This is a genomic window from Larkinella arboricola (genome assembly GCF_003259745.1).
Classification (GTDB): Bacteria; Bacteroidota; Bacteroidia; order Cytophagales; family Spirosomataceae; genus Larkinella; species Larkinella arboricola.
Window position 1 is genome coordinate 330,393 of the sequence record NZ_QLMC01000002.1, and the last position, 26,073, is coordinate 356,465.

Consider the following 26,073-nt stretch of genomic DNA (forward strand, 5'->3'; position numbering starts at 1 on the left):
AGAGGCCTCCAGGCTTTTGAGCTTTCTGACCGTATTCTGGCGTAGGCTTTCCAGGGCCTGGACCCGGGCGTAACGGCTTTGCAAAACAAATTTTTGTCGTTCTGTACCTGCCGTTGGCGCATTGGCAGCTGGTTGGGGATTGCTTTGCCGAATTTTGTATTCCAGACGCAAAATCCCTTCGATAACCTGATTAATCTGACGGTCATAATACCGAACCAGGCGCCGGTTCCAGTTAATATAAACTTGTTTGTGCAGTTTGGACGGGCAGACAGGGCGTTCGCGCAGGACTTGTTCCCATTCCTACCGCAGGCTTTCAAACGGACAGCCTTCCGAATGAGGACTGAAAATTTCTGCTGGCAGATCGATCTGGAGGCCGCGCTCGAACATTTTGGCGTGGTTGATCTGGAACCCGCGAGCGACATAACTGGTAATTAAATCAAAGGCAGCGATAGCATCCGCAACCGGACACGTAAAACTGGTCCAACCCACTCCGCGGAGGGTTCCTTCAACAATAAGAATCATGTGTATAGCCGTTAAGTAATAACCTGGAGGCTGCAATAACGCTCTGCAAACGTTTCTTGATTCTAAACTGAATTATCAGAAAAAAGTTATCAGAACGGGCTGTAATTTGGGGAAGAAAATAAAAAATCGATTTCAGGAAAAGCGTTGAAAATCAACTTTTCGGGCCGATGATCGCGGGTGTTACCCGAAAATAGGGCTCGTTCGATTTATAATTACCAGACTGAAAGGGCTTGAAGCGGTGAATTTCACAGATACTAGTGCCGAGGAGCAAAGAAAATGATTCCGGCACCGATTAGTGCAAGGAGGGCGCCCAGCAAATCGTAGCGGTCGGGCTTAAAACCGTCGATCCACCAGGCCCACAGCACGGATAACCCAATGAAAATACCGCCGTATGCTGCATACACCCGTCCGAATCCGGCGGGTTGAAGGGTGGCAACAACCCCGTAAAGAATCAGAACAATTCCGCCCGCCATGCCGTAAACGATGGGCTTATCTTCTTTAAGCCAGAGCCAGATCAGATAACCGCCCCCGATTTCGCATAATCCGGCCAGAATGAAAATGAGGATTGCTTTGATCATGCCTATAACTACCGAATGGATAAATAAACCGGATGGCAGCTCACAACCGGAATTTCCGTAACCGCAAAGGTATCCGCCAGATAAACGGCTTTTTGCAAATGTATTGGGGGTAAATCCAGAACAATTTTGTAGTCACCTTTTTCCTTGTAAAGGAAAGCAATGTTGAAAAAATCCTGGTAATGCTCCCGCCCTTTCAGGAGGGTAAAAAGAGATTTGGTGCTTATACCGCTCGCTGTTTTAAACTGTTGAAGCTCCGTATCCTTAATTTGCTTTTCATACTGCGCACTTCGAACGATATAATCAAACCAGAGGGAATCACGCTCGTTAAATTCGAGGTAAAGAGTTGATTTAGTATTGTAATTGTTAGCACCGAAAAAATCGGCAATGATTTGAGTCGCTGCATATAGGCTGTCTTTGTAAGCTCGCTCAGCAGCCAGCTCTTGAACCAGAGGATGAACGATTTCCTGATATTGCTGCGTTTTGGGATTGCGTTTATAATACTTGATGTAATTAACCAGCAAGCCCAACGGAGTATATAATGCTACATCCCGATCGGTTAAATTCTTTACATCGATCAAAAGCCCTGCATCATGACGCGCGTCCTGACTGGCTTGCCTGCTGACGACAGTGAATTGGACGGTTATCTGCGGTTGAGCCAAAGCGGCTTTTCCTGTAGCGAGTAGCGTAAAAATCCAGAAAATAATAAGCGTGTTGGAAATCATGGTTCAGGATTCGTCAGCGGACCAACCGCTCAAAAAGCCGTTCCAGCGTCTGGGAGGCATCCTCGCACAGACCGGTGTGCATCGGCGAGGTCTGTACGATAGTGCTGCGGTTGGCGGCCAGCCAGCGAAACCGGGCGGCAATCGGCAGTTGGCCAATGGGACCGCCTTCCCGCCGACCGGCGCAGATTTTCTGAAAAACCCGCAGTCGTTCCCGCAGGTCCGGCAGGTCGATCTCAGAGCAAAAAGCCCGCAGCCGGTCTTCGTTCAGTTCAAATACCGTTTGCAAAAAACCCTGCGCCGGGCAATAAACAATAACGCCGACATTCATGAATTCTTCGCGTTCGACGCGCGGTACGACGCGGATGACGGCGTACTCAAATACGTGTTTTGGCATGCTGCGCTTCCTTAACAAAAATCTCAGAATGGGCGAGTCGGGTTTCTAAAAAACCGGTATACATCTGGCGTCGTTCGGCAACGGAGTCCGTCGATTCTTCGCTGATGAGCCACGCATCGGGCACCAGATCGACAATGGACCGGATCAACTCCGGCGTCAGAATCTGGCGAAATTCGGCATCGACGGTTTCGAGTTCCGTAGCCCAGGGTAACAGCACATGATCTTTGATGGCCCCGAACGGCTTTTTGGCCTGCTCCTCCCAGTTTTGCCCCGCGTGATGAAAATACAGCGAAGCGCCGTGATCGATCAGCCACAGTTCCCGGTGCCACATCAGCATATTGGTGTTGCGGGCCGTGCGGTCAACATTCGTAATAAAGCAGTCCAGCCAGACAATCTGCGAGGCCAGTCGCGCGCTGACGGTATTCAAAACCGGATCGAACGTCGTGGCGCGGGACAGAAAATGCAACCCCAGATTCAACCCTCCGCTGGCCCGCAGCAAATCCTGAATTTCTTCGTCTGGCTCCGTTCGGGCCATAGCCGGGTCGAGCGTTGCGAACACGATTTCGGGGATTTTAAGACCCAGCGCACGGGCCAGTTCACCGGCAATCACTTCGGCAATGAGTGCTTTGACGCCCTGACCGGCACCCCGAAATTTCAGGACGTACAGGAAATCGTCGTCGGCTTCGACAATGGCGGGCAACGAGCCGCCTTCGCGCAGGGGCGTGACGTAACGGATCACTTCGACCGTTCGGAGTTGGGGTTCGCGGGTACTCACAAGGCGTTTTCGATTATCGAAATTTGCTTCGTACAGAAAACAAATTTCCGGGTTCCAACGGGACTGGCGGGAAATTTAGGCCAATTTTTCGAGAAAACGGGCGCGAATTGCCGAATCGTTCCGTCAGGATGCGTGAAAAGCCTTACCTTTGCGCCAACGAACATTCTGCAAAAACGCATGTCTGCCGAAACGACCGATCAATTACCAACGCTCGAAACTGCCCGCAAACTGGGCCTTCTTCCCGACGAATACGACCGAATAATTGCCATTCTGGGCCGCAAGCCCAATTTTACCGAATTGAGTATCTTTTCGGTGATGTGGTCGGAGCACTGCTCGTATAAAAATTCGATTGTCTGGCTTAAAACCCTGCCGCGCGATTCGGAGCGGATGCTGGCCAAAGCCGGAGAAGAAAATGCCGGTCTGGTCGATATTGGCGACGGGCTGGCCTGTAGTTTCAAGATCGAGTCGCACAACCACCCTTCGGCCATCGAACCCTACCAGGGTGCGGCCACCGGGGTCGGCGGGATTAACCGCGATATTTTTACGATGGGTGCCCGGCCCATTGCCCAACTAAACTCCCTGCGGTTTGGCAATCTGGATTTACCCAAAACCCAGCGGCTGCTGAAAGGCGTCGTGAAAGGCATCGGTGATTACGGCAACGCGTTCGGGATTCCGACCGTGGGCGGTGAAATTTATTTCGACGACTGCTACAACGTCAACCCCCTGGTGAATGCCTTCTCGGCGGGAATTGTCGAAGTGGATAAGGTGGCCAAAGCAACGTCGTACGGCGTGGGTAATCCGGTGTTTATCGTCGGTTCGGCTACGGGCAAGGACGGTATTCACGGCGCTACGTTTGCATCGGAAGATATTTCGGACAAATCGACCGAGAAACTCCCGGCGGTTCAGGTGGGCGATCCGTTCATGGAAAAACTGCTGCTGGAAGCCTCGCTGGAAATTATCGGAACGGGCTATGTGATTGGTATTCAGGACATGGGAGCCGCCGGTATCATCTGCTCGACCTCCGAAATGAGCGCCAAGGGCGAACACGGCATGATCATCGACCTCGATAAAGTGCCGACGCGCCAGCCCAATATGGACCCGTTTGAAATCCTGCTGTCGGAATCGCAGGAGCGGATGCTGGTAGTCATTGAAAAAGGAAAAGAAGACGTTATTCAGCAAATTTTTGATAAATGGGATTTGAATTGCGAGCAGATCGGAACCGTGACGGATACCGGTCGTTTGCATTTCTACCGCCACGGTGAACTGGTGGCCGACGTTCCGGCGCACGACCTCGTGCTGGGCGGGGGCGCTCCGCAGTACCACCGCGAATACCGCGAACCGGCTTACTTCCAGGAGTTCAAGAAATTCCAGATTTCGGACGTTTCGGACGTAGAAGCGGCTGAAATTCAGAAAGTAGTTGAACATCTGCTGACGCACCCGAACATCTGTTCGCGCCGGTGGGTGTATGAACAATATGATTCGATGGTTGGTACGGCCAATCGGACTACGAACGTGCCGTCGGATGCCGCCGTTGTGAACATCAAAGGAACCGACAAATCCATTGTCATTACCGTGGATTGCAATAGCCGCTACGTCAACGCTGACCCGAACACCGGGGCGAAAATTGCCGTAGCCGAAGCCGCCCGCAACATCGTTTGTACGGGTGGCGAACCGCTGGCCGTGACCAACAACCTGAACTTTGGAAACCCGTACGTGCCGGAAGTGTACTGGCAGTTTGTTCAGGCCGTAAAGGGCATGGGCGAGGCTTGTCTACGGTTTGCAACGCCGGTTACGGGCGGAAACGTCAGTTTCTACAACCAAAGCTCCGACGAAGGCCCGGTTTTCCCGACGCCGACAATCGGGATGCTCGGTTTGATGGAAAACCCCGAAAACCGCATGACGCTCCGTTTCCGGCAGGCTGGTGATCTGATTTATCTGGTTGGTGAGTCGAAAGACGATATTGCTTCGTCGGAATACCTGTATTCGTATCGGGGCGTGAAGGCGTCTCCGGCACCGGCTTTCGATATGGAGGTGGAATATGCACTGCAACAGGCGATAAAAGAGCTAATTATCAATAAACTGGTTGTGTCAGCGCATGACGTTTCCGACGGTGGTTTGTTTGTCACGCTGTCTGAATCCGCCATGGGGGGAAATCTTGGTTTTACCATTGAAACCGATAGCCGTTTCCGGAAAGATGCCTTCCTGTTCGGTGAAAGCCAGAGCCGGGTGGTGGTGTCGGTTGCCCGCGAAAAACAAACGGAGTTTGAAGACGCGCTTACGAAAAGTGGGGTTGCGTTCAGCCGTTTGGGAGCCGTAAACGATACGAATTTTGTGATTGATGGTCAGCCTCTGCTGGCGGTCGCTGCGGCAAAAGATCTCTATGACAATGCCTTAAGCCGGAAGCTGGAAGTCTGATTTTAGCTGGTTCATTACAAACCCGTTCACTAGGACTTGGTACGCTTGGTCCTGGCGAACGGGTTTTTGTTGTAAAATCATTTAGCCGTTGCCAGAGGGCGTTTCTGAATGACGGTTTTGCGCACTGACGCGTTATTTTTGTATCCTATGCGCTATTTTATCCAACTTTCGTACCGGGGCACGGCCTACAACGGCTGGCAGATTCAGCCCAACGGCATTACGGTACAGGAAGTGCTTGAACAGAAATTGAGTACCCTGCTGCGGGAGCCGATTTCCATTATTGGCAGCGGACGGACCGATACGGGCGTTCATGCCGAGCAGCAATTTGCTCATTTTGAAATCGATCGCTCGCTTGAACTGACGGACGGCTTTCTGCACGCCCTGAACTGCATTCTGCCGCCCGACATTGCGGTGCAAACCATTTTTCCGGTCGAACCGCGCGTACACGCCCGGTTCTCAGCCGTCTCGCGCTACTATCAATACCGCATTCGGAAACAGAAAAGTCCGTTTCTGGATATGCTGCTCTATGTTTTCCGGCACGAGCTGGACGTTGACCGGATGAACGAAGCGGCTGCTTTATTGTTCAAATACGACGATTTTGAGAGTTTCAGCAAAGTTCGGACGAAGGTTTCACACTTCCGCTGCGACATTCACCGGGCCGAGTGGGTGATGGAGGGCAACCAACTGACGTTCCATATTAAGGCCAATCGGTTTCTGTACGGAATGGTTCGCACGCTGGTGGGCACGATGCTGGAAGTGGGGCAGGGGCGCATGACGGTTGCCGAATTTGAACAGATCATTCTGGCGAAAGACCGTACCAGCGCGGGTCGGTCGGCGCCCGCCAGTGGCCTGTTTCTGGTCGAAGTAGCCTATCCGCCGGGGTTGTTCACGAAGAAAATGACAAACAATGAACAACCAACGCCGAATTAAAGTAAATTAGGTGTAAACATGTTCACCGTTTCGCATTCATCGATCCACTAACGTGATTAACGAATTTCAAGAACTTATTCGGGCGTATCGAAAAACCGACTTTAGTCAGCGTAAAGCCGCTTTGGCAACCGTGGTGGGGCTCAGTGGTTCGGGCTACCGCCGACCGGGTGCTCGTATGTACATTACCGACGATGGGCAGTGGATGGGGGCCATCAGTGGCGGTTGTCTGGAAGGTGACGCCCTGCGCAAAGCCCGCGAAGTGATGCAGACCCGGCAGGCCCGGCTGGTGACCTACGACACTACCGACCCGGAGGGCGAAAATTTTGGCATTGGTCTGGGTTGCAACGGTATTCTGGATGTGCTGATTCAGGCCATTGACCCCAACGACCCGAACAATCCCCTCGAAACGCTCGACCGCGTGATGCAGGAACGGCGGCCCCTGACGTTTGAAACGACCTTGCCCGACGGGGCGGGTGTTTTTGTGGAAGAACTCAAACCCGATATTCAACTGCTGGTTTTTGGCGGTGGTTACGACGCCGTACCGCTGGTGAAACTGGCCAAGCAGATTGGCTGGCGGGTGGTTGTAACCGACGATTGCGTGGCCCACCTGCAACCCCGGCGGTTTGGTGAGGCCGACGAAATGCTGGCCGTGCAACGCGATGATATCCGGCGGCAGGTTCCGATTGACGCTTACTCGGCGGCCGTGCTGATTTCCCATAATTTTAAGTACGACAAAGCGGTTTTGCGCGAATTGCTGCAAACTGATATTCCCTATATCGGGCTTTTAGGCCCCAAAAAACGGGGCGATGCCTTGCTTAATGAGGTTGCGGATTTGGTGAGCCCGCCGGATGAAAACCGGCTTTTCTGGCCGGTGGGGCTGGATGTGGGGGCCGATAACCCGCAGGAAATTGCCCTGTCGATTCTGGCCGAAATTCAGGCCGTATTCCGCAAAGCAACGGCACAACCGCTGAAGTTTAAAAACGCACCGATTCATCAGCCCGTGCAGTCGATTAGTGCGCCGGTCGATCTGAATTGACCCTAATACCGTATGAATATTGCGATTATCATTTTAGCCGCCGGTTCCTCGTCGCGGATGGATCACCAACCCAAACAACTCATCCAGTGGGAGGGCCGTACGCTGCTCCGCCGGGTGGTCGATACGGCTCTGGACACGACGTTCCGGCCGGTGGTGGTGGTGCTGGGTGCCCATAAAAAACAGATTGCTTCCGAACTGGACGGTTTGCCGGTGACGATTATCGACAATCAGCACTGGCAGCAGGGGTTGGCAACCTCCGTGAAAACGGGTCTGGCGGCCGTCTATCTGACGCAAAAAGACATTGATGCCGTGCTGTTCTTACTGACGGATCAACCCCACGTTGACAGTGGTTTGCTGCAACAGTTGGTGCAGGTGTACCAGGAAAGCGGAAAGGGCATTGTGGCCGCCAGCTACGCCGGTAGTCTGGGCGTTCCGGCCTTGTTTGACCGGAAATACATTCATGAATTGTTGAGCCTGGAAGGTGATGCGGGCGCAAAAAAAGTGATCATGAACCACCCGGATGACTGCGTAGACGTTCATTTCGCCCTGGGCAGCATTGATCTGGATACCCGTCAGGATGTTGCGCACTTTCTGGGGCCGCAAAGCGGTGACCAGTAAGTGACAGGGCGTTAGCGTCTTTAGCGGTTCTTCCAGATTTTGTCAACATACGGGTCCAGCTGGTCCAGATCACATTCTGACGTGATGGCCGTAACCGGCTGACTGGCTATCGTCAGCCGGGAAACCCGCTCTGGCTGGCAACGGTCGTTGTAACCCGTGGCGCTAATTGCCAACGCCTGAATGCGGCCTTGCTGCCAGTTCCTGCTTTTCAGTACCAGCCGTTTCGATGGCCCCCCTTCATGGCACAAGGTCAGGGTGGTGGTTGTGGCTTCCCCTTGTCCGTGTTGCCGAATGAACGCGTTTTGCAAGGCTTCGTCGTAGTCGCAGGTGATCCGAAATAAACGGTTTTCATAAAAAACCAGCGATAAATTGGAAATCGTAGTGTTCTGAGTCCGAACCGTCTGGGTTTGAAAGATGCGAATATCCGTGCAGGGTAAGGCGAGCGTACCTTTCAGAACAACCAGCTCCTGTTCCTGAAAGGTAAACCGGTTTAACGAATCGGGCGTCGTGATGCCAATCACAAACGGCTCCAGGCCGTGCAGGGTTGATTGCCCGTAGAGCGGGCCGATCAGAACGAACAGGATAACATAGTTGAAGACGTAATTCACGGTTTCAGTTTTCCGTAGCTGTTGTTATTCATTTTTCTTCCTGGGTCTGGTTGAATGCCCATCCCGGCGGATACGGCTTTTATCATCGGTATTTCCCCTCCCGCATTAGTTATCGACATCTTTAATCACCGCCCGGCTGTCGTTCCGGCGCTTTTCGTACGGTAGCTGAAACGCCTTCAAATCCGGGCGGTATTTCCGGGGCCGCTTCAATTCGTACTGGTAAATCGTTTGCCCCAACTGGTACAGAAACGGGTGGGCCACGCTGTCGTACTCGTAGTTGTTGTCGTTCAAAATCTCATCCCGGTTCACATAAATTGTAGCCGAAAGCATGTATTCCACCCGGTTTTTGAAATCGGCCACGTACGACGCATCAGTCATAAAACCGTAGGCCCACCCAACTTTATTAAACACCCGTACCCCTTCGGGCAGCGTGCGGTGCAGGCTATCGCGGAAAAAGAACTTCACGTAACTGTCGTAATACTGCTCCGCATCGTATTTCGGATAATTGGTTTCGCCGGGAAACTGTGAGAGGTACTGGCGTACGAACGCGTAATCGTTCTCCGTTAAATTAAACCGTTGTCTGGCCGGAACCGAAAGCGGAAACAGCACCGATTGCAGCGTTTGCTGAAAGGCTTCCAGCGGATACTTGTTGCGCGTTGTAAAATCGAACGGTTCGTTGACCAGACTGTCGCTGGCGGTCAGATAACCTTTCCCAATTTTGGCGGTTCGGCGAAAATCGAAGGCGTCCGGGTTGTAAGCGGCTGGCTGGCCGTAAATCAGCGTTCCATCCGGGCGAATAAACCGGACCGGGTTCGTATGACGGTTTTCTTCGGGCGTCATCCGGACAAACCGGTGCGTAATGCGGGTATCGGCGTACCCTTTGGCATGCAGCGAGCGATTGGTAGTCTGCTGCCCGACAAACTCGTACATCCGGCTGTAGGCGTCATTATCGCTCACCAGAAAGGCTTTTTTGATAAAGTGAGCAATCGACGGAAAACCGGTTTCGGACGTATTATCGTGCCACTCTTTCGTCTGGCCCCGAAAGGCGCTGTCGAACTGCATGGCCGTGAATTTGGTTACGTCCGGCTTTTTCAAACCGTTCAGTTTTTCGAGTGACAACAAAGCCAGCGGCAATTTCACGGTCGAAGCCGGGTTGAAATAGTCCGTGCTGTCAACATGAAAATAATAGTGGGTGAACGTCGGAACGTTGCGTTTGTCGCGGTCAATGCGGGTGTAGATGATTTGCAGCCGGTACGTTTCCGGGTGGTGGATCACTTCCTGAAAAACCGGGTGCTGGTTGCTGGAAAACAGATCGGTTAGAAAAGTGTCTGTTCGGGGCTGGGCGTAAACGGTCGTCGTAATGAAACAGGCCGCCAGAAAGCCGATAACGTTATTCATGGCCGAAATTAAAAATCAACCCGGTAATAAAAAACCGGCAGGAAGCCCAACTGGTATTCGCGCTTGATGAATGTGCCGTCGGGCTGGGGCGCGTAGCTCAGGGTCAGGATATTCTGAATGCCCAGGATATTGACGAAATCAACGGCAATGGTATGCGTCAGCCGGTTGCGGTTGATTTTATAATCGACTTTCAGGTCAAACCGCCGGTAGTCCGGAAACTGGAGCGTATTGCGTCCCGCGCTCTGGTAAATAATCTCCTGCGTGGCCTGCGACCGAGCTTCGTCTACCGGGCCATACCACCGTCCGCCAACCGCCGTAAACTTCGCGCCGACGTTCAGGCTGGTTTTCCGGAATGTAAATTCTTTGGCGAAAACCGTATTGAAGGCATAGCGGCCGTTGAAATCTGTGTTGCGCAGTACGCCGTCGGAACCCCGGTATTTGGCATCGAACAGCGAACCGGTCACTAGAAAGTAATAGCCGTCGCTGAAAAACTTTTCCAGGGTCAGCTCGGCCCCGTAATTTCGCCCCGTGCCGGTGTTGACCAGTTTGTCCGGAAATACCCGTGTAAAACCGGAGCCGGTGTTCAGGATCGAAAACGAGCTGCGCTGTTCTTCCACCGGCACGTTGAACAGCTTCTGGTAATACGCTTCCAGTTTCAGCCGGAGGTTGCGGCCCAGCAGCCGGTCGTAGGAGGTGACGTAATGCCAGCTTTTGGTCAAACCAACCGCCTGATTCAGTAGTTGACGGTTTTTGGTCGGATTGCGCAGATCGTCGCCGTAGAAATAAACATACGTCGGCTGAATCTGGCTGTGAAGCCCGGCGGCAACACTCAGTTTCTGACGGTTGCCCAAGTCCCAGGCCAGCCCGGCGCGGGGTTCGATGGGGGAGAAGCTGTTGGTATTCAGCGAGAAATAGAGGCTTGTCAGGCCCGCGCTCAGGGTAAGCCGGTCGGACAAGTTGACCCGCCATTGTACGTAAGGCTGCACCAGCAAAGCCGTCTGCCGCGAATCCCAGCGGTATTGCCAGGGGCCAAGCTGGGCCGGAGCGGTGGGGAATGTCGTAACGACCCGCGCGCTGTCGAGGAAGTTGAAGAAAAGCACATCGGTATTCAGTCCGGCTTTCAGGATGCTGCGGGAACTGAATTTATGGTTGACCGACGCGGCCAGCGAAGTCTTAATTTCGGAAAAGCGGTAATCCAGAATGGACGCTTTGCTCAAAATTTTGTAGCGGTTATTTTCCACCACCGGCAGGCCGTTGGCATCGTACTGGAAGAACAGGTAATCGTGGTTAGCATCCTGCGCATTGCCCGAAACGGCCAGCGTGGTTTTCAGGAACGTCTGGCGGCTGAACGGTTTTTCGTAGGTCGCCCCGACAACGCCCATGCGGGACGTGTAATACTGATCGCGGTCGTTCTGCCCGAAAATGTTCCGGTCCGACACCTCCTGTTTGCTGATTAGCAGGTCGATGGTGCTGGTGCCCCCGAAACCCCAGAGGGCAATTCGGGCGTTATTTTTCAGCGGAAAGTTCAGCCGGAAGGCCGCATCCTGATAAGTCGGAACGGCCTGTGTACCGATGTCGATTCCCGCTTTGTTAAACAGCCAGAGGTTGGCATAACGGTAGGTGACAAAATACGACGAACCGGTTTTACGGGAAATTGGTCCCTCCAGTGCACCCTCGGTTCCTAAAAAACCAAACTGAAGCATCCGTTGGTGCTTTTCGTTATTACCGTTGCGCAGCCGCAGGTCGAACACCCCGGCAATACCGTTCCCGAATTCCGCCGGAAAAGCACCCGTAAAAAAGTCGGAGTTAGCCAGCATTTTGTTGCTGATAATGCTCACGGGACCGCCGGTTGTTCCGGCAATGGCGAAGTGGTTGGGGTTCGGAATCGTAACACCCTCAACCCGCCACAGAACCCCGCTGGGCGAGTTGCCCCGGATGACGATGTCGTTGCGGGAATCGTCGGCCCCCTGCACCCCGGCGAAGTTGGATGCCATGCGGGCGGGTTCGCCCCGGCTTCCGGCGTAGCGGTCGGCTTCATCGACGGTAAACTGCCGGGCCGATACTACTGCCATTTCGTTGCGGGCGTCGCCGGTTCGTTGCGCCTTGACGGTGATGGTATTGAGTTCCGTGATGGATTCTTCCAGCTCCACGTCCAGAATGGTTTCGCGCCCGGCGTCAACGATGATGTTATTCAGCAGGGCTTCCCTGTAGCCGATCCGTGAGATCCGGATGGTGCGCCGACCCACCGGAACGTTCGGCAGGCGGTAACGACCCAGCGAATCGGTGAGGGTGCCGGATGTATTACCTTCCAGAAGCTGAACTGTGACGTTGCTTAATGGATATTTGGATTCTTTATCGAGAATCCGTCCGCGAACGGTTTGGGTAAAAGGTGTTTGTGAAAAGGCGGTGGTTAGAATTCCTGTAGACAACAACAGGCCATATAGGTACTTCATAGAATGTGTCAAAGGGTTCGGCTACTTGATAATCAAAGAAAGAATGACCCCTGCAACCGTCAGGCCGGCCACGGTTATGAGTAAGGCGCGCAGGAATCGTCGGCCTTCGCGTTTGCGTTCGCTTTTGGTCATATCCCGATACGGTTTCAGGTCTTTGCTCAGGGCTCGTCCCAGGAAATAAACACCGCCAACCAACACGCCGAACCCAAGCAAAATGACCAGAGCGGCCGCAATTCCCTGATCGGCACACGCGAGGCTGCACGCCAGGCGGGCGGACAGAATGGACGTCGGAATGCTGGCTAGAAAGAGCAAAATGTACGCAATTCGGGTCCCGGACCGCGATTCGGTGTTCCGGGCAGAAGCTGGGCTTGCGGTTGGTGGGGGTGACACCAGGGTGTCTTTTTCACTTCTTCCCGCATAGAATTCATACCGTTCACTGGCAACACTCCCCATCGGCTCCGGATGCAGAATGGTCCGCCCGCTGATTCCACCGGCAATGGTATACGCCAGAAAGTTAATCAGGAACAGCAGGGAATAGCCATGTTTCTGAAACCAGAACCGCTCGCGGGATTTCAGATCAGGAAGCCGGAGGGTGATGTAACGTGTCAGCAAAAAGCGGATCAGAACCAGCCCAGCCAGCAGTACCGACAAGTACCAGCCCGGTTGATCGGCCAGCAGGGCGCTGCCGATAACCAGACCAATGGTGGCATTCCAGAGTTCCGAGAGGACGATCAGTCCCCGGGCAAAGTGTTGGTGTCGGCTTGCAAAAGCCGTAAGAGGGCTTGTAACCATGGATTGACAGTGAATACCAAACGGGCCTCTTCATGACCATTGCCACGTTCGAAGCAATGGATAGGTCAGTATCCATCCATCAAGTTTGCTACTATTTTGTTACAATCCGGGAAAAATAGAATCGATTTACTGAGCGGTAGGAAAGAGTCCGGTTTACGGTATTCAGATTACGGTGTTCAGCGTAGCCAAACCGGGTTGACCATCCCTAAAACCGTGTGCTGAAAACCGTAAACCGGTCTTACATTAGTCGTTTGATGAGCTGATCCACCGTAATCCCTTCGGCTTCGGCCTTGAAGTTCCGGACCACCCGGTGACGAAGAATCGGATACGCCACTGCCCGCACATCTTCAATATCGGGTGAGTATTTACCATTCAGCAAGGCATTGCATTTGGCCGCCAGAATCAGGGACTGCGATGCCCGCGGACCGGCTCCCCATTCCAGATACGTATTGGCATCCGGAGACGCCAGTTCGGTATTCGGGCGGGTTTTATGCACCAGTTTTACGGCGTATTCAACCACATTATCGACCACCGGCACCCGGCGTACGAGGTGCTGGAAAGACATAATTTCGTCGCCCGAGATTACTTTCTTAACCTGATACCGTTCGTCGCTGGTCGTTGATTTAACAATATCCAGCTCCGACTGGTACGACGGATAATCCAGAAAGACGTTAAACATAAACCGGTCCAGCTGCGCTTCGGGTAGGGGGTAGGTTCCTTCCTGTTCAATGGGGTTCTGGGTAGCGAGTACGAAGAACGGGCGGCTGAGCGGGTATTTCTGACCGGCAATGGTCACGGCATATTCCTGCATGGCTTCCAGCAAGGCCGACTGCGTTTTGGGCGGAGTCCGGTTAATCTCGTCGGCCAGGATGATGTTGGCAAATACCGGCCCCTGAATAAACTTGAACCGGCGGTCCTGGTCCAGTGTCTCGGAACCCAGAATATCCGACGGCATGAGGTCCGGCGTAAACTGAATCCGGTTAAAACTCAGATCGAGCGCCCCGGCGATGGTTTGAATCAGCAGGGTTTTGGCCAGCCCCGGAACCCCTACCAGCAGACAGTGCCCCTGACAAAAGATTGCCGTCAGTAGAAGCCGCACGGTTTCTTCCTGTCCGATAACCACTTTCGAAATTTCTCCGGTTAATTTTTTATACGCTTCATTCAGTGCTTCAGCAGCTTCAACGTCAGAGTTATACTGTACCACAAGCAGAGGGGTTAAGAGTTATGAGTTGTGGGTTAAAAGTTAAGAGTTAGATCGCTTCATCTAACTCTTAACTTTTAATTTTTAACGTTTACTTCTTTTACGGTCCTTCGGTTTTGACTGAGCCGAAGATTTGACAGCTTTCGTATTCCGGATCCACGTTGATGTAAACATCGCTGACGGCTTTTTTGAACCATTCGTCAATGGCTTTATTCTTTTTGTTAACCATCACGATGTTGGCGATCTTCTCATAATCGTCCTTCAAACTAGCCGTGTGCGGAGGAACTTTCCGTTTGAAATACAGAAGCCGTACCGCCGTTTTGCCATCCTCCAGACGATAGTCCATCGGCGGGCTGATGGTGCCCACTTTCATGGTATCAAGCGTCATGAACAACGTATAATCCATGGTCTGATCCAGCGGCTGGAGTGAGCTGTTGGTCTGCGGATCGCGGATGATACCGCCCGCGTCGGCGGTGGCTTTATCTTCCGAAAAGTCTTTGGCGGCTTTTTCAAATTTGATACTATCGGCCTGGATCAGCGTGCGCAGGCTGTCCAGAAACCGCCGGGGTTCGGTTAGGTCGAGCCGGTTATAGTCGGGCCGGAGCAGGATATGCCGGGCGTGGTATTCGGCCCCGCGCACCTCGATGAGCTGGATCAGGTGAAGACCAAATTCTGACTCAACAATTTCCGACATTTCGTTGGGCTTCAACTTCAGGGCGGCTCCTTCAAATTCGGGAACCATCTGACCCCGTTTAGCAAAACCCAGGTCCCCGCCTTTCTGGGCCGAACCTACGTCTTCCGAAAATTCGGTGGCTAACTTGGCAAACTCTTCGCCTTTTACAACGCGTTCTTTCAGCGCCAGCAGGCGTTTGCGCAGGTCTTCGCGTTGTTCCTTGGTTACTTTTGCCAACCGGACAATGTGCCCGATTTCGACTTCCGCCGGAATGTACGGCAAACTGTCTCTGGGAATGCTGTTGAAAAACTTCCGGACTTCGTTGGGGCTCACCTTCACGTCGTCCGTGATCTTGGTCTGCATCCGCTGGCCGAGCATTTGCTCCTTCACTTCCGCGCGCAATTCACTTTTCAGGGATTCGATGCTTTTACCGTAGGCTTCCACGATGTTTTTCTCCGAACCAAACTGCTGAATCATGTACGACATCCGGCTGTCCATCTGGTTGTCGATAATCTTGTCATCGACCATAACGGAATCAATTTCGGCTTTCGCCAGCAGCACTTTCTGAACCACCAGACTTTCCAGAAGCTGGCAGTCGGCCGGGGCCTTCTGGTTTTGCTGCGCGTACGACTGGCGGGTTTGCTCAAGATCCGATTTCAGCACGTAATAGTTGTCAATTTTCGCAATGATCTTGTTCAAACTGACCCCTTTTCCCTGCGAAAAACCGGTCGACGTTACCAGAGCCAGCAACACCGTCAGCGCAAAGGAGGAGAGAATGGTTGATTTCATTAAAACTTTATTCAGGTTTATTATTCAATATTACGTATTTCGGCAGGATTTATTGATATGCCGAAGAAGCGAATCTGTTAAATGATGTTAATCAGGGACTTATTTAGCAAGTTTGCGCACTTCTTCTTCGTTCAGCTGCACCGGATACTGTTGTTTGAGCCGGTCGAGCCACTGCTTTTCCAGAATGGCCTGGTAATCGTTAATCACCGCACCACGGGCTTCTTCAAAGGTTTTGATGCGGGGCGGGTCAATCCGGTCAATTTTCACCAGCACCACCTTGCCGTCGCGCCGAACCGTAGTCGTGCCGGGCTTCCATTCGACGGCATCCAGATACGGGTTAGCTCCTTTGGCAAAAATCCCTTCCGTGAGTTTAACGGCTCCCGGCTCTTTCGAATTCAGTATTTTCTCAACATCCTGTTTAGAAGTCGAGAATAACTGAAAAGTCACCCGACGGGCTTTATCATTTTTGCCCTTACCGCCCAATGCACCGGGCCGAAACTTACCGTAGTCTTTTTCCATAATCCGGACAATCGGGATGCGGTTTGTCGTCAGAAAATTAACCACCGTCCGTACCCGGCTGGCCGAAACCGTGTCCCGCTCCGTGCCATCGGCCGATCCCGACACTTCCACGATGTAGTCCGGATTTTTAATCATCAGCACCAGCAGGTCAAACAGCGATTCGCGCTGCTGCGCCGTCAGGGCGCTTTGATTGGCCCCATAAGTCAGTTCGGCAACCGACCGCCGGAGTTGGTACGGGCTTTTGGCCAGCATCTCCGATGCCTGTTTCAGCGTCTCGTCGTTGGGTGTTACCAGCACGGAAGCCACAGCCCGCTGATCGTAGCGGAATTTTTCTTTGTTGGCTTCGTAATAGGCCCGTTGGCCGAGCGAATCCGTCAGCGATTTTTCCCAGACGTTGGTTTCCATCACCTGCGAAAGCAGCACACCATCCCGAATATCGTTCATCAGCCCCCGGAATTCCGGGTATTTCTTTTCCAGACCGGCTTCTTCCTGCTCAATCAGTTTATCATCGACAAACCGCCGGAACAGCCGCTCCATCTGGACCGTAGCGGATGAGGTCGGTCCCCGACGCGGTTGCTGCCGCCGGACCACGGTTTCCAGAAATTCGTTGGCCGTGTAGGGTTGCTTGTTGACAAGTACAATCGGTTTTTTATCAATGGCCGGGTCAAGCGTCGCGGGTAATTTCCATTTGCCCGCCAGTAAGTTGCTATCGGCTAGGGCCAGCGTTTTGGCCAGCACGTCCGGCGATTCCGTCACGGTATACGTTTTACGAAGCCGTTCCACCAGCGCCTTCCGGACAATTTCGCCCCGCGTATCGGTCACCACTTTCTGCCGGATGGTGGCCGTCAGCGATTCAAACGGTTCCAGCGGCTGGCGTTCAATCAACCGGACAATGTGCCAGCCGTAGTTGCTCTGGAAGGGTTTCGAATAACTGCCGGGTTTGGTCAGGCTGTACGCGGCTTCCTCAAACGGCTGCACCATCTGCCCAACTCCAAAGACCGGCAAAACACCCCCGGCGTTGCGCGACTCGCGGTCGTCCGAAAATTCTTTCGCCAGTAAATCGAACGGTTCGCCTTTTTCAAGACGGTTATACACTTCGTCGATCCGGGTTTTGGCGGCTTTCTGCCCTTCATCGCCACTCCCGGAAGCGGCCGCGCTGGGACTTACCCGCACCAGAATATGCGCCACCTGCACTTTACCCCGGCTGGGCCGTTTGTCGAGCACTTTCACCAGATGATAGCCCGAACGCGAACGAACCGGCATCGAAACGCTGCCCATTGGAGTGGTATACGCAGCGGTTTCGATGGGATAAACCACCTGAAAAGCCGTCAGGTACCCCAGATTACCGCCGTTCGTGGCCGCCGTCGGGTCTTTGGAATACTGCCGGGCCGCCGTCGAAAAATCGGTTCCGTCGAGTAACTGTTTGCGAACATCGAGCGCAGCCTGGTAAGCGGCCAGCGTATCAGCCGGGGCAGCATCGTCGGTAACAGGAAACAGGATATGGGAAACGTTAATTTCTTCCTTTAGCCGTTCGTAGGCTTCGGCCGTCAGGTGTTCAATGACTTCTTTATCATTGAGATACGACTGCGCCAGTTGTTTGCGGTAACTGGCAATTTCCTCCCGGAAGCCTTCCGTCGTGTCGCGGCCTTCCTGTTCGGCAGCCAGCACTTTAAGCTTCAGATTGGTGTATAAGTCAACGTATTCCCGGAGATCCGTCCGGCGGGTTGAGTCGCCGTTGATCTGATTTTTGGTAAACGACTGAAAAAACTCGTCGGTGGTAAACGATTTATTGCCCAGTTTTAAAATAACCGGTTCGGGGGCCTTGGTAACAACCGGAGCCGAGGGCTTACAGCCCGTCAGCAAGCCACCAATAATCAAAATGCCCGACGCTTTTTTAATGAAAGGAGTTGATGTCAAAACAGGTATGAATTGCGGTGAATAGTTTTTTCGGCGATCCAGACGCATGAATGGTAGTTGGATAAGATTCTATTCGGAAACAGATATTTGCCGGAAAACGTTACGTTTTTAACGACCGGAAACCGGCTTTATTTTCATTCGTTTGAGTTGAATATCATACTCAACCACGTATTCAAACGAATCACGCAGGTGGCGTCCCGTAAACCGGGCCGGTATATGCATGACCGATTCCGGCTTTTTGCGGCTTTCTGGGGTGTCGCGCAGCTCCACGCTGCTTTGGCCCAGCACATCGTCTTTGTCCAGCCGGTCGGTGAACTGGATTCCCAAACCGGCGGCTGTCAGGGCGGTTGTGACATACTTCAACGGTGTGAGTAATTCGACGCCCAGGGCAAAAAAACCAACCGGTACCTGAATCCAGCCGTTGACGTCGCGGATGCGCTTGATCAACTGCTGCGTCTGGCTGTAATCATCCACTTCAATCAGCACGAGCGAAGCGACCACTTTGCCGCCTTTGGGTATGGTTACCTGAACCGGAGCCTGCTTGTCAAACGACAGCGTTGCGCCCTTTTTTACGGTTTCGACACCCCAGGCGCTGGAAGCGGCCCCCACCAGGTTATTGCGGCTATCGAAAGCCGTCAGCGACCAGGTCATCATCAGTTCATCCCTGCGGCTGAGGGTTTCTTCCAGATTGATGGCTTTCAGGCTGGTTGGCTTCATTTCCGCCGTCAGCGGTTTCAGGCTCGAACAGGCTGAAAGGACCAGAAGCAACAGCAAAAGATACGGTTTCATACGCAATCAGACAACTTCTTCAATAACCGACGCGCCCTCCGAGCCGTCGCCGTTGGTCCACCGCCAGCGTTCGTGCAGACGAATGCGACCGTCGGCCAGCACTTCGGGCGTCGAATGACAAACGCCGGTGCGAAACTGGCCGTCCGTGTTCAGGTGCTGGTAGGACATATCCAGCGTGCCGTTAGCCAGCACTTTGGCAATCAGAAATCCTTTGACTACCGAGCCGCCCCGGTATTCGGCCCAAACGACCTCGCCGTCCTGCTGGTACCAGAAGGTGGTGGCTGCGCTTACCTCGCCGTTGTCGGTATTGGCTACCGAGCGAAAAATCTTTTTATCGTAGTTCATCAGTCGATGGCGGGTTCCTGTTGACTCAGACAGTGGAATGTTCCCAGCCCCCAGACGATATCCGTTGCGTCGATACCCACCACTTTCCGGTCCGGGAAACAGCTTTCGAGAATGTCGATGGCCGTCTGATCTTTGGCGCACCGGAACGTCGGTACAATAACCGCGCCGTTGCTGATGTAGAAATTGGCGTACGAAGCCGGTAACCGCTGGCCTTCGCTGATTACGGGGTCGGGCATGGGCAGTTCAATGATGTTCAGTTGCTTGCCATTGACCAGCCGCATTTCGTTCAGTTCCTGGCGGATTTCCTGTAAAAACGGATAGTTGTCGTCGTTGGGATTCGGTTCAGTCGCTACCACGACGGTATCTTCGTTGACAAACCGTACGGTGTCGTCGATGTGTCCGTCGGTATCGTCGCCCACAATGCCTTCTTCCACCCATAGAACCTGCTGAACACCGTAATAATCGCACAGATACTGCTCGATCTGGGCCTGGGTCAGGTGCGAATTGCGGTTCTGATTCAGCAGACAGGCCCGGCTGGTCAGTACGGTTCCCTTGCCGTTGAATTCCACCGCGCCCCCTTCCATAATGATGCCCGGATTGACGTAGGGAAGTTTCCGGTAGTGCGCAATTTCGACCGGAATCAGGCTGTCACGGTCGTAGGGTGGGTATTTGCCACCCCAGGCGTTGTATTCCCAGTTGACGATCAGTCGTTCCTTCGACGTCGGGTTGATCAAAAACGCCGGGCCGTGATCGCGGCACCACGAATCGTTGGTGGGGTTGGGCAGCAGCGTAACTTTCGACAGATCGACCCCGGCCATCAGGAGCCGCATTTTGGCGGTCTGGATGACGGTTTCGTTGTGGGCGTTGATGCAAACCTGCTCGCTTTCGCTGATGGTCCGAATGAAATCAATGTAAGCCGGAAACATTTTTTCCTGCCGCTCGCTGGACCACGAGGCTTCGGTATGCGGCCAGCTCAGCCAGGTAGCGACGTGGGGGTGCCACTCGGCCGGGAAGAAAAATCCGTGCTGGGCGGGGATGAAATGGGTATTGTGTGGTTGCGGTTGGGTGTGTGTAGCCATTCTCAAGCAATTGCGATTCCTGATGCAAAACTACAAAATTCTGGCGGCTTCACGGCAGCGATTGGAAAACCTCACGATCAAAAGAGCTTGCTCCAGGCAAACCGGATGAGCAGCAGCACTCCCACAAATCCCATAGCGATGTAGGCAAACGGGATGTAGGTAACGGCGTAGATACGGGTGCGGTCGATAAACCACAAAATACCGATCACGGCCGTAATCAGCGTCATGAAACCCGACAGTTTGCCAAAGCCGGGAATGTAGGCAAAGGGAAGCTTGCGTTTGATGAGCATCAGCGTCGCCACCATCGTGATCACCGGCAGGACCTGCGTGATCAGGTTCATTTGCCAGATGCTCTGGCGTTCGAAGAGGAATAAATAGATGTTGAGCGTGACGGCGAAAATACCGGGGATGCAGGCCAGATACACCAGTGTTGCGTATACAAACCGCCATCGCCAGATTTCTGCTGCCTGCTCGCCCGACCACAAATTGACAAGAAAGGCCAGCGCCGGAATGGACAACAGCAAAACCGTCAGCAGAGCGGGATTGGAAGAAACCGACTGGAAGAAATCCTGTAGCGTCATGTGGGGGAGTGAATTGTTACACAGAGTTTATCAGAGTTTCTCCGATTACCTCTGATGTTCTCTGATAAACTCTGTGTAACAATTAAAATCTTACAAGGTCAGCAAGTAACCAATGGTAAAGTTGGCATCCCAGTCGAAGACAAACTGGTTGCAGTTGGTGCCGTCGGCGATGGCTTTGTAGATGTTGACCCCGGCTTTGGTTTTGGCTTCCGTCGATTTGTAAGCCGAGGGAGCGTTCAAAACCGTGTAACGTTCTTTGCCTTTACGAACTTCTTTGGCTAACTCGAACGGTACCCCGCCGATGATGAAGCAGGTTTTACGGTTGGCCGACGGAATCTCAGCCGCTTTGGCTTTGACTTCGTTATACACCTTCGAATCGTCATCACCGTTCTGGAAATACTTGGCGCCGTAGCTTTCGAGGGCCGAGGTTTTGCCGCCTTCTTTCCACGAAATCTTGGTGTTTCCGGAGCCGATGTCAACCACAAAGGCGTTGCTTTCAAAATCCTTCGGCAACACCGACCGCAGCGCCAGCTTTCCTTCCTGCTCGGGCGTAACGGTGTTGACCACGTAGTTCAGCGATTTCAGCGCTTTGATGATTTTCTGCGTATTCTCGGCTTTTACGGCCCCCGAACTAACCACGAAGTGAATATCGCGCCCGGCTACACCGAAGTTCAGCATCTGCGCAATGTATTTTTTCAGACCCTCGCGGATATCCTGATCGGTCGCCATGTTCTCCAGCACCAGGCTGTTGCCGAATTCCGATTTTTCCAGCTTCCAGTTTTTCTGTGGATCAACGGTTATGATGAACGAGTTAAAGCCGCTGGCCCCCAGTTCAACCACGCCTTTCAGCTTGCCGTTCTCCGGCGCGGGAGGGGAGTAGCTAAACGTAGGCCGGGAGCCCGCTTCGTCGGTAGCTTCCGTGTCCGTGCTGGCCGTAGATTCGGTCGAAGCCTGTTCTTCCGATTCCGACGACCCCGACGGCATGGAAGGCGAGTCGGCAGCCTGTTCGGTATTATTTTTCGGCGCGAGTTTCTTCAGCAAGTCAACTCCGCCAATGTATTTGAAACCAAAGTAAATAGCGGCTAAAATCAGGGCCGTAATCAGGAGCCTTCCGGCTACGGTTAAGCGTTGCATAGATTTAATTTTGAATGATAAAATGAGTGAATAGGAACAAAAAACCGGAATGATGAGCGTATGACAGATCAAGCTATTTATTCACCCATTCTGTCATTCGCTCATTCACAATTGATTAGTCGAGCAGACTCCGGTATCCTTCGTCTTTCGGAGGATTAATCTGGCGGTTCGGCACCGGGGGCGGAGTCGTGTCGCTGGTCTGGATAATCTTAAATTCGCCGTGGTTGTAGGCTTCCAGCAGCGCCTGCCCTTTGTCCGACAGAATACCGTTCTGGATGTCCACCGAGTTGATGAAGTCCATTGACATATCCATCGCCCGCTTCATTTCGCCCAGTTTTTTGCTCATGTCGTCCTGAATGTACTCCATCGACTCGTCGAAGTAGAACTTCTTGTCCGGGTTACCCTTAAAGATGCTGATGGCGGTTCGCAGGGCGTTGGAGCTTTCCTTAACAATCTGGTATTCGGCCTCTTTGAGTTTAACCTTGATTTCGGTTTCCTTGATAATATAATCGGCGCTTTTGTTTACTTTTTCCATAAACTCCAGGACCGTCCGCATATTCCGTTGAAGCGGTTGCAGTTTTTCGTTCATCTCCTGCAAACCAGCGCCTTCGATGGTGGCCAGTTGGGCGGCTTCGCGCATACCGGGGCGGTCGACCATGGTGTTGGCCTTGTTGGCTTCGGCAAACTTCTGCTTGATGTTTTCGTTGTTTTCGGCAATCTTCCGGTTTAGCTTCACCAGTTGCCCGGCCAGTGTGTCGATTTGCCCCTGCATCTTCCGGCGCTTATCCTTCAGATCGTCCACGTAAATCTTCATGATCGCAATGGGATCAAGCTGGATGACAACTCCCGTCAGTTTACGCATCAGGGTTTTGTACAGGAAGAAAACCGCCGTCCGAACGTCCTTGCTGGTAAACAGGAAGATCAGAAAGCCCAGAACGGCCAGCAACCCCGCCAGATACAGCGTATTTTCGGTCACGCGAATGAGAAATTCGACAATCCGGTTGAAATAAACCAGTCCCAGCGCACCAATGGCGGCCAGAAAAAACATGCCGGTGATGCCTTCCGGGCGGCTCCAGAACGAGCGCTTGTCGCCGTCGTCGGTTCGGCCACCCACTTGTGAAAAATCAGGTGTTGATGCCATTTGTTATTGCGTTGTTTTAAGATAGTATGACGTGTACGGTATTTTCAGTTTCGTTGGGCCGGTGATGTACGTCTTCCGGCAACCAAGTATACGAAAAACTATAAACCGTTGATTACTGCTTTATGTATTCTCCAAGTTTTAATAAATCCCGTTTGATTTGCCCAACGAATACGGCCAGTGTGGCTTCGTAGTTGCTCTTGTTCTGGGCAATTTTCCGGCTTTGTTCGTCAATTTCGCCCCCGATCTGGGCCAGCCGACCGTTGTTGGCGTCGATCTTGCGCTGAAGCTCCAGAATCTGTTTGGCGAGTTGCTCGTTTTCCGCCTGTAGTTGCTTCTGCTCGTTGGACAAGCCGCCGACTTTTTCGTTCAGGGCCGCGTCTACGGTTCGGGAAAAAGCCTGCTGGTCGTTGTTCAGGGCCGTCAGGTACTGATTGGCCGAGTTGATCAGCGACGAAACGTCTGCCGGGCCGCCCATTGCCCGGAAACTGGCCCAGGCCGCCTGATACTGCTGGTCCTCGCTCAGATTGAGGTTCGACAGGTTTTTCAGCGTCTCCCGAAACTCAAAATAATCGGGTCCCGGCTGATTGGCTTTCGACAGCACCGACGCAAAGTGATCCACAAATTTGGTATCCACCGACCCCTCCGCAGATGGGGTGACCGGGGCCAACGGGGTCGAAACCGGGTTGGCCTGTACGGCCGGGGGGATAACCGGATTGTTTGGGGCTTGAGGGACGACCGGTCGCGGCCTATTTTCCGGTACGTCTTTGATAAAGAGACTCAGAAGTTTCTTTCCGAAGCCCTCCAGCCCGGGACTTGTTTCTTGTTCTGCCATCGTGTTTTCGTTAAAACGTTCGCTCTCGCGGATGAAAGACGGTACAATACTAGAAAGCCGCCAGATGATACTATAACTGTTTTAAGCCAAACGGTTCCCTGATGGCCTGTAAGGATGAAAACCGGGCCGAACTGTATTAACGCACCAAAAGCCGGAAAAACCGGCTTTTAGCGTCAAAATGGCTATAGATGGTCTTACTCAATTACGCTTTTTTGCGGGCTCCGGCGGCTTTTCGCAGGGTGGCCCGGCCCAGGTAAATTTCGTCACCGGTCAGGTTGATGGTCGTATAAAACTGGTAGCCGTCCTCCACATACCGCATCATCACCTCTTTGCGTTCGCCCGCTTTGCCGTACGGCTGGGTGGCCGCCACCAGAATCTGGTTGCCGTTGACAAGGGCCCGCACGAAGGGCAGGTCGTTGGTTTTGAGTTGGTTGGCGTTGAATTTGTACCAGGTTTTGCCACCATCGACCGAGCACTCGGTTTGTTCGTTCAGGTATTTCTCCCGACCGTTGAACAGGTCGCCGTGGTGTTTGAACAGGCGCCACAAACCGTGGATGTAGTGCTCGTAACAGGCATACACCCGGTCGTTGCCGAGGCCCTGAAGGTTGACATCAGCGGGGGTGGGCTGGTCGGGTTTTAGCTCATTGGCGTCATCCCAGAAAAGCGCCCCGTAAGCACCCGTAAACCAGTAAAAGATTGCCATTCCTTCGGCAATGGCGGGCGGGGCGGCATTTTTGGCTTTTTCGCTATTCGGGAAATCGCTGCTCTGGGTGTTGAACAGCCAGTGCCACGCAATCCGTTTTTTCGGTGACAACTTCATGTTTACTTCCTGCTCCCCCAGCAAAGCCGCCAGCCAGTGACGTGCGCCGTCGTCGTTGTGCGGAATGGAGTAATCAAATTCCGGATACAGATAATAGGTGCCGGGCATCTGAAAATCCGCGTAATCCGCAAAGGTTTTACCAACAATATCGTCGGGCATACCCCGCTGGCGGGAAATATCCGTTTGCTTGGCGGGCATGTCCCAAAGCCAGTCGGGCGACGCGTTGTAGTCGCGGGCGCGGGAGTAGCCATAGCTGTTGTGCGGAACCGGCGCAATGGAACCCACTTCGGTATACGGACTGATCCATTGCCGGAGCGTCTTCATCATAAAGACGTACAAGTTAGCCTGTTCCTGACGGTTCATTGGGTTGTTGACGCCTTCGTTCTCAATGTCGAAGAAAATCTTGCCGTAGGTGTTCAGGCGTTTGTCGGGCGGGCAGTCGCCAAAGTTTTCGCATTCGCCGTTCAGTTCCTGCATGGCCACTGCGATGCTGTTTTTGAAATTCTGGTCACCCCAGGGGCGAATGTACCAGGTGCCGGGGGCGTTGTCGCCCGCCCGCGACCAGCTGATGTTGAAAGGCGGATCGGCCATGTAGCCCTGCCCGATGGTTAAAGCCCGTTGGGACGGTTTCAGGCGACTGGTCCAGCCTTCTGGTTTGGGATTCCACGGACTGCGGAACTCGTCCGGGACCATCCGGCTTTTGTCGATGGCTGAAAACCCCCGGCGGAACAGTTTCGACCAGTCCTGATCGACGTGCAGGTTTCGACCGGCGGCATGAAATGTGAGGGTTTTGGTGGCGGGAAGGGTAAAATCACCGACCACATCCGGATTCCAGTAGCCTTTGCGGGTGGTGGGGGTAAAGGGTTGCCGGGGCGTCGGCGCAAGGGCGGTAGAAGGCGGAAGGGCTCCCTGATGAACGACAACGATGGGTTCCGGGCCGCGTACGTAATTGAGGTACCACAACCCGGCGCCCATCGTTCCGGCTACTAATGAAATCAAAAAAAACTTCATG

Annotated in this window: 24 protein-coding genes; 4 read left to right on the plus strand and 20 right to left on the minus strand. The window is 53.2% G+C overall.

The window, feature by feature from the left end; translation table 11 throughout:
* Positions 1-300: 300 nt before the first annotated feature.
* The 5 genes from LX87_RS08445 to LX87_RS08465 all read right to left on the minus strand — a co-directional run bounded on the left by LX87_RS08445 (position 301) and on the right by LX87_RS08465 (position 2,991).
* The gene (locus LX87_RS08445; RefSeq protein WP_111627782.1) at positions 301-522 is read right to left on the minus strand and encodes a hypothetical protein; all 222 of its coding nucleotides are present in this window, start codon (positions 520-522) and stop codon (positions 301-303) included.
* A 254-nt stretch (positions 523-776) separates the two neighbouring features.
* Positions 777-1,100, minus strand: a complete 324-nt coding sequence (locus LX87_RS08450; protein WP_211325282.1) for a YnfA family protein — start codon at positions 1,098-1,100, stop codon at positions 777-779.
* Positions 1,101-1,108: 8 nt separating this feature from the next.
* The gene (locus tag LX87_RS08455; RefSeq protein ID WP_111627784.1) at positions 1,109-1,822 is read right to left on the minus strand and encodes a hypothetical protein; all 714 of its coding nucleotides are present in this window, start codon (positions 1,820-1,822) and stop codon (positions 1,109-1,111) included.
* A gap of 13 nt (positions 1,823-1,835) precedes the next feature.
* On the minus strand, positions 1,836-2,216 hold the full coding sequence (locus tag LX87_RS08460) for a DUF3037 domain-containing protein (RefSeq protein WP_111627785.1): 381 nt from the start codon (positions 2,214-2,216) through the stop codon (positions 1,836-1,838).
* Complete coding sequence (locus tag LX87_RS08465; protein ID WP_111627786.1) at positions 2,197-2,991, minus strand: HipA family kinase; 795 nt, start codon at positions 2,989-2,991, stop codon at positions 2,197-2,199. The genes LX87_RS08460 and LX87_RS08465 overlap by 20 nt, the downstream gene beginning before the upstream one ends.
* Positions 2,992-3,168: 177 nt before the next feature.
* On the opposite strand from LX87_RS08465, the gene purL reads away from it, so the two are divergent.
* The 4 genes from purL (at position 3,169) to LX87_RS08485 (ending at position 7,990) form a co-directional block, all read left to right on the plus strand.
* The gene (gene purL / locus LX87_RS08470; protein WP_111628330.1) at positions 3,169-5,406 is read left to right on the plus strand and encodes a phosphoribosylformylglycinamidine synthase subunit PurL; all 2,238 of its coding nucleotides are present in this window, start codon (positions 3,169-3,171) and stop codon (positions 5,404-5,406) included.
* Between the two features lie 147 nt (positions 5,407-5,553).
* The gene (gene truA, locus LX87_RS08475; protein ID WP_111628331.1) at positions 5,554-6,336 is read left to right on the plus strand and encodes a tRNA pseudouridine(38-40) synthase TruA; all 783 of its coding nucleotides are present in this window, start codon (positions 5,554-5,556) and stop codon (positions 6,334-6,336) included.
* 52 nt (positions 6,337-6,388) lie between these two features.
* Positions 6,389-7,372: an XdhC family protein gene (locus tag LX87_RS08480; protein ID WP_229310594.1), complete on the plus strand. Its 984-nt coding sequence runs from the start codon at positions 6,389-6,391 to the stop codon at positions 7,370-7,372.
* 12 nt (positions 7,373-7,384) lie between these two features.
* Positions 7,385-7,990 carry a nucleotidyltransferase family protein gene (locus LX87_RS08485; RefSeq protein WP_111627788.1) on the plus strand — a complete coding sequence of 202 codons (606 nt, stop codon included), beginning with the start codon at positions 7,385-7,387 and terminating at the stop codon, positions 7,988-7,990.
* Positions 7,991-8,010: 20 nt separating this feature from the next.
* Here the strand turns inward: LX87_RS08485 and LX87_RS08490 are convergent, their stop codons facing one another.
* The 15 genes from LX87_RS08490 to LX87_RS08560 all read right to left on the minus strand — a co-directional run bounded on the left by LX87_RS08490 (position 8,011) and on the right by LX87_RS08560 (position 26,072).
* Complete coding sequence (locus LX87_RS08490; RefSeq protein ID WP_111627789.1) at positions 8,011-8,598, minus strand: hypothetical protein; 588 nt, start codon at positions 8,596-8,598, stop codon at positions 8,011-8,013.
* Positions 8,599-8,703: 105 nt separating this feature from the next.
* Complete coding sequence (locus LX87_RS08495; protein ID WP_111627790.1) at positions 8,704-9,996, minus strand: serine hydrolase; 1,293 nt, start codon at positions 9,994-9,996, stop codon at positions 8,704-8,706.
* A gap of 8 nt (positions 9,997-10,004) precedes the next feature.
* The gene (locus LX87_RS08500; protein WP_111627791.1) at positions 10,005-12,449 is read right to left on the minus strand and encodes a TonB-dependent receptor; all 2,445 of its coding nucleotides are present in this window, start codon (positions 12,447-12,449) and stop codon (positions 10,005-10,007) included.
* A gap of 21 nt (positions 12,450-12,470) precedes the next feature.
* On the minus strand, positions 12,471-13,241 hold the full coding sequence (locus LX87_RS08505; protein ID WP_111627792.1) for a hypothetical protein: 771 nt from the start codon (positions 13,239-13,241) through the stop codon (positions 12,471-12,473).
* Between the two features lie 238 nt (positions 13,242-13,479).
* Positions 13,480-14,445, minus strand: a complete 966-nt coding sequence (locus LX87_RS08510; protein ID WP_111627793.1) for an AAA family ATPase — start codon at positions 14,443-14,445, stop codon at positions 13,480-13,482.
* 97 nt (positions 14,446-14,542) lie between these two features.
* Positions 14,543-15,904 (minus strand): peptidylprolyl isomerase, encoded by a 1,362-nt coding sequence (locus tag LX87_RS08515; protein WP_111627794.1) that lies wholly within the window; start codon positions 15,902-15,904, stop codon positions 14,543-14,545.
* A gap of 99 nt (positions 15,905-16,003) precedes the next feature.
* On the minus strand, positions 16,004-18,340 hold the full coding sequence (locus LX87_RS08520; protein WP_229310595.1) for a peptidylprolyl isomerase: 2,337 nt from the start codon (positions 18,338-18,340) through the stop codon (positions 16,004-16,006).
* A 108-nt stretch (positions 18,341-18,448) separates the two neighbouring features.
* Entirely contained in the window at positions 18,449-19,129 is a 681-nt protein-coding gene (locus LX87_RS08525; protein WP_111627796.1) for a hypothetical protein, read from the minus strand.
* A gap of 6 nt (positions 19,130-19,135) precedes the next feature.
* The gene (locus LX87_RS08530) at positions 19,136-19,474 is read right to left on the minus strand and encodes an avidin-fold protein (RefSeq protein WP_111627797.1); all 339 of its coding nucleotides are present in this window, start codon (positions 19,472-19,474) and stop codon (positions 19,136-19,138) included.
* Positions 19,474-20,553: an agmatine deiminase family protein gene (locus tag LX87_RS08535; RefSeq protein ID WP_111627798.1), complete on the minus strand. Its 1,080-nt coding sequence runs from the start codon at positions 20,551-20,553 to the stop codon at positions 19,474-19,476. The genes LX87_RS08530 and LX87_RS08535 overlap by 1 nt, the downstream gene beginning before the upstream one ends.
* A 77-nt stretch (positions 20,554-20,630) precedes the next feature.
* Complete coding sequence (locus tag LX87_RS08540) at positions 20,631-21,134, minus strand: hypothetical protein (RefSeq protein ID WP_111627799.1); 504 nt, start codon at positions 21,132-21,134, stop codon at positions 20,631-20,633.
* Between the two features lie 90 nt (positions 21,135-21,224).
* Complete coding sequence (locus LX87_RS08545) at positions 21,225-22,268, minus strand: Ppx/GppA phosphatase family protein (RefSeq protein ID WP_111627800.1); 1,044 nt, start codon at positions 22,266-22,268, stop codon at positions 21,225-21,227.
* Positions 22,269-22,383: 115 nt separating this feature from the next.
* Complete coding sequence (locus LX87_RS08550) at positions 22,384-23,409, minus strand: hypothetical protein (protein ID WP_111627801.1); 1,026 nt, start codon at positions 23,407-23,409, stop codon at positions 22,384-22,386.
* A gap of 112 nt (positions 23,410-23,521) precedes the next feature.
* Complete coding sequence (locus tag LX87_RS08555; RefSeq protein WP_111627802.1) at positions 23,522-24,241, minus strand: coiled-coil domain-containing protein; 720 nt, start codon at positions 24,239-24,241, stop codon at positions 23,522-23,524.
* Between the two features lie 202 nt (positions 24,242-24,443).
* Positions 24,444-26,072: a hypothetical protein gene (locus LX87_RS08560; protein WP_111628332.1), complete on the minus strand. Its 1,629-nt coding sequence runs from the start codon at positions 26,070-26,072 to the stop codon at positions 24,444-24,446.
* Position 26,073: the final 1 nt, after the last annotated feature.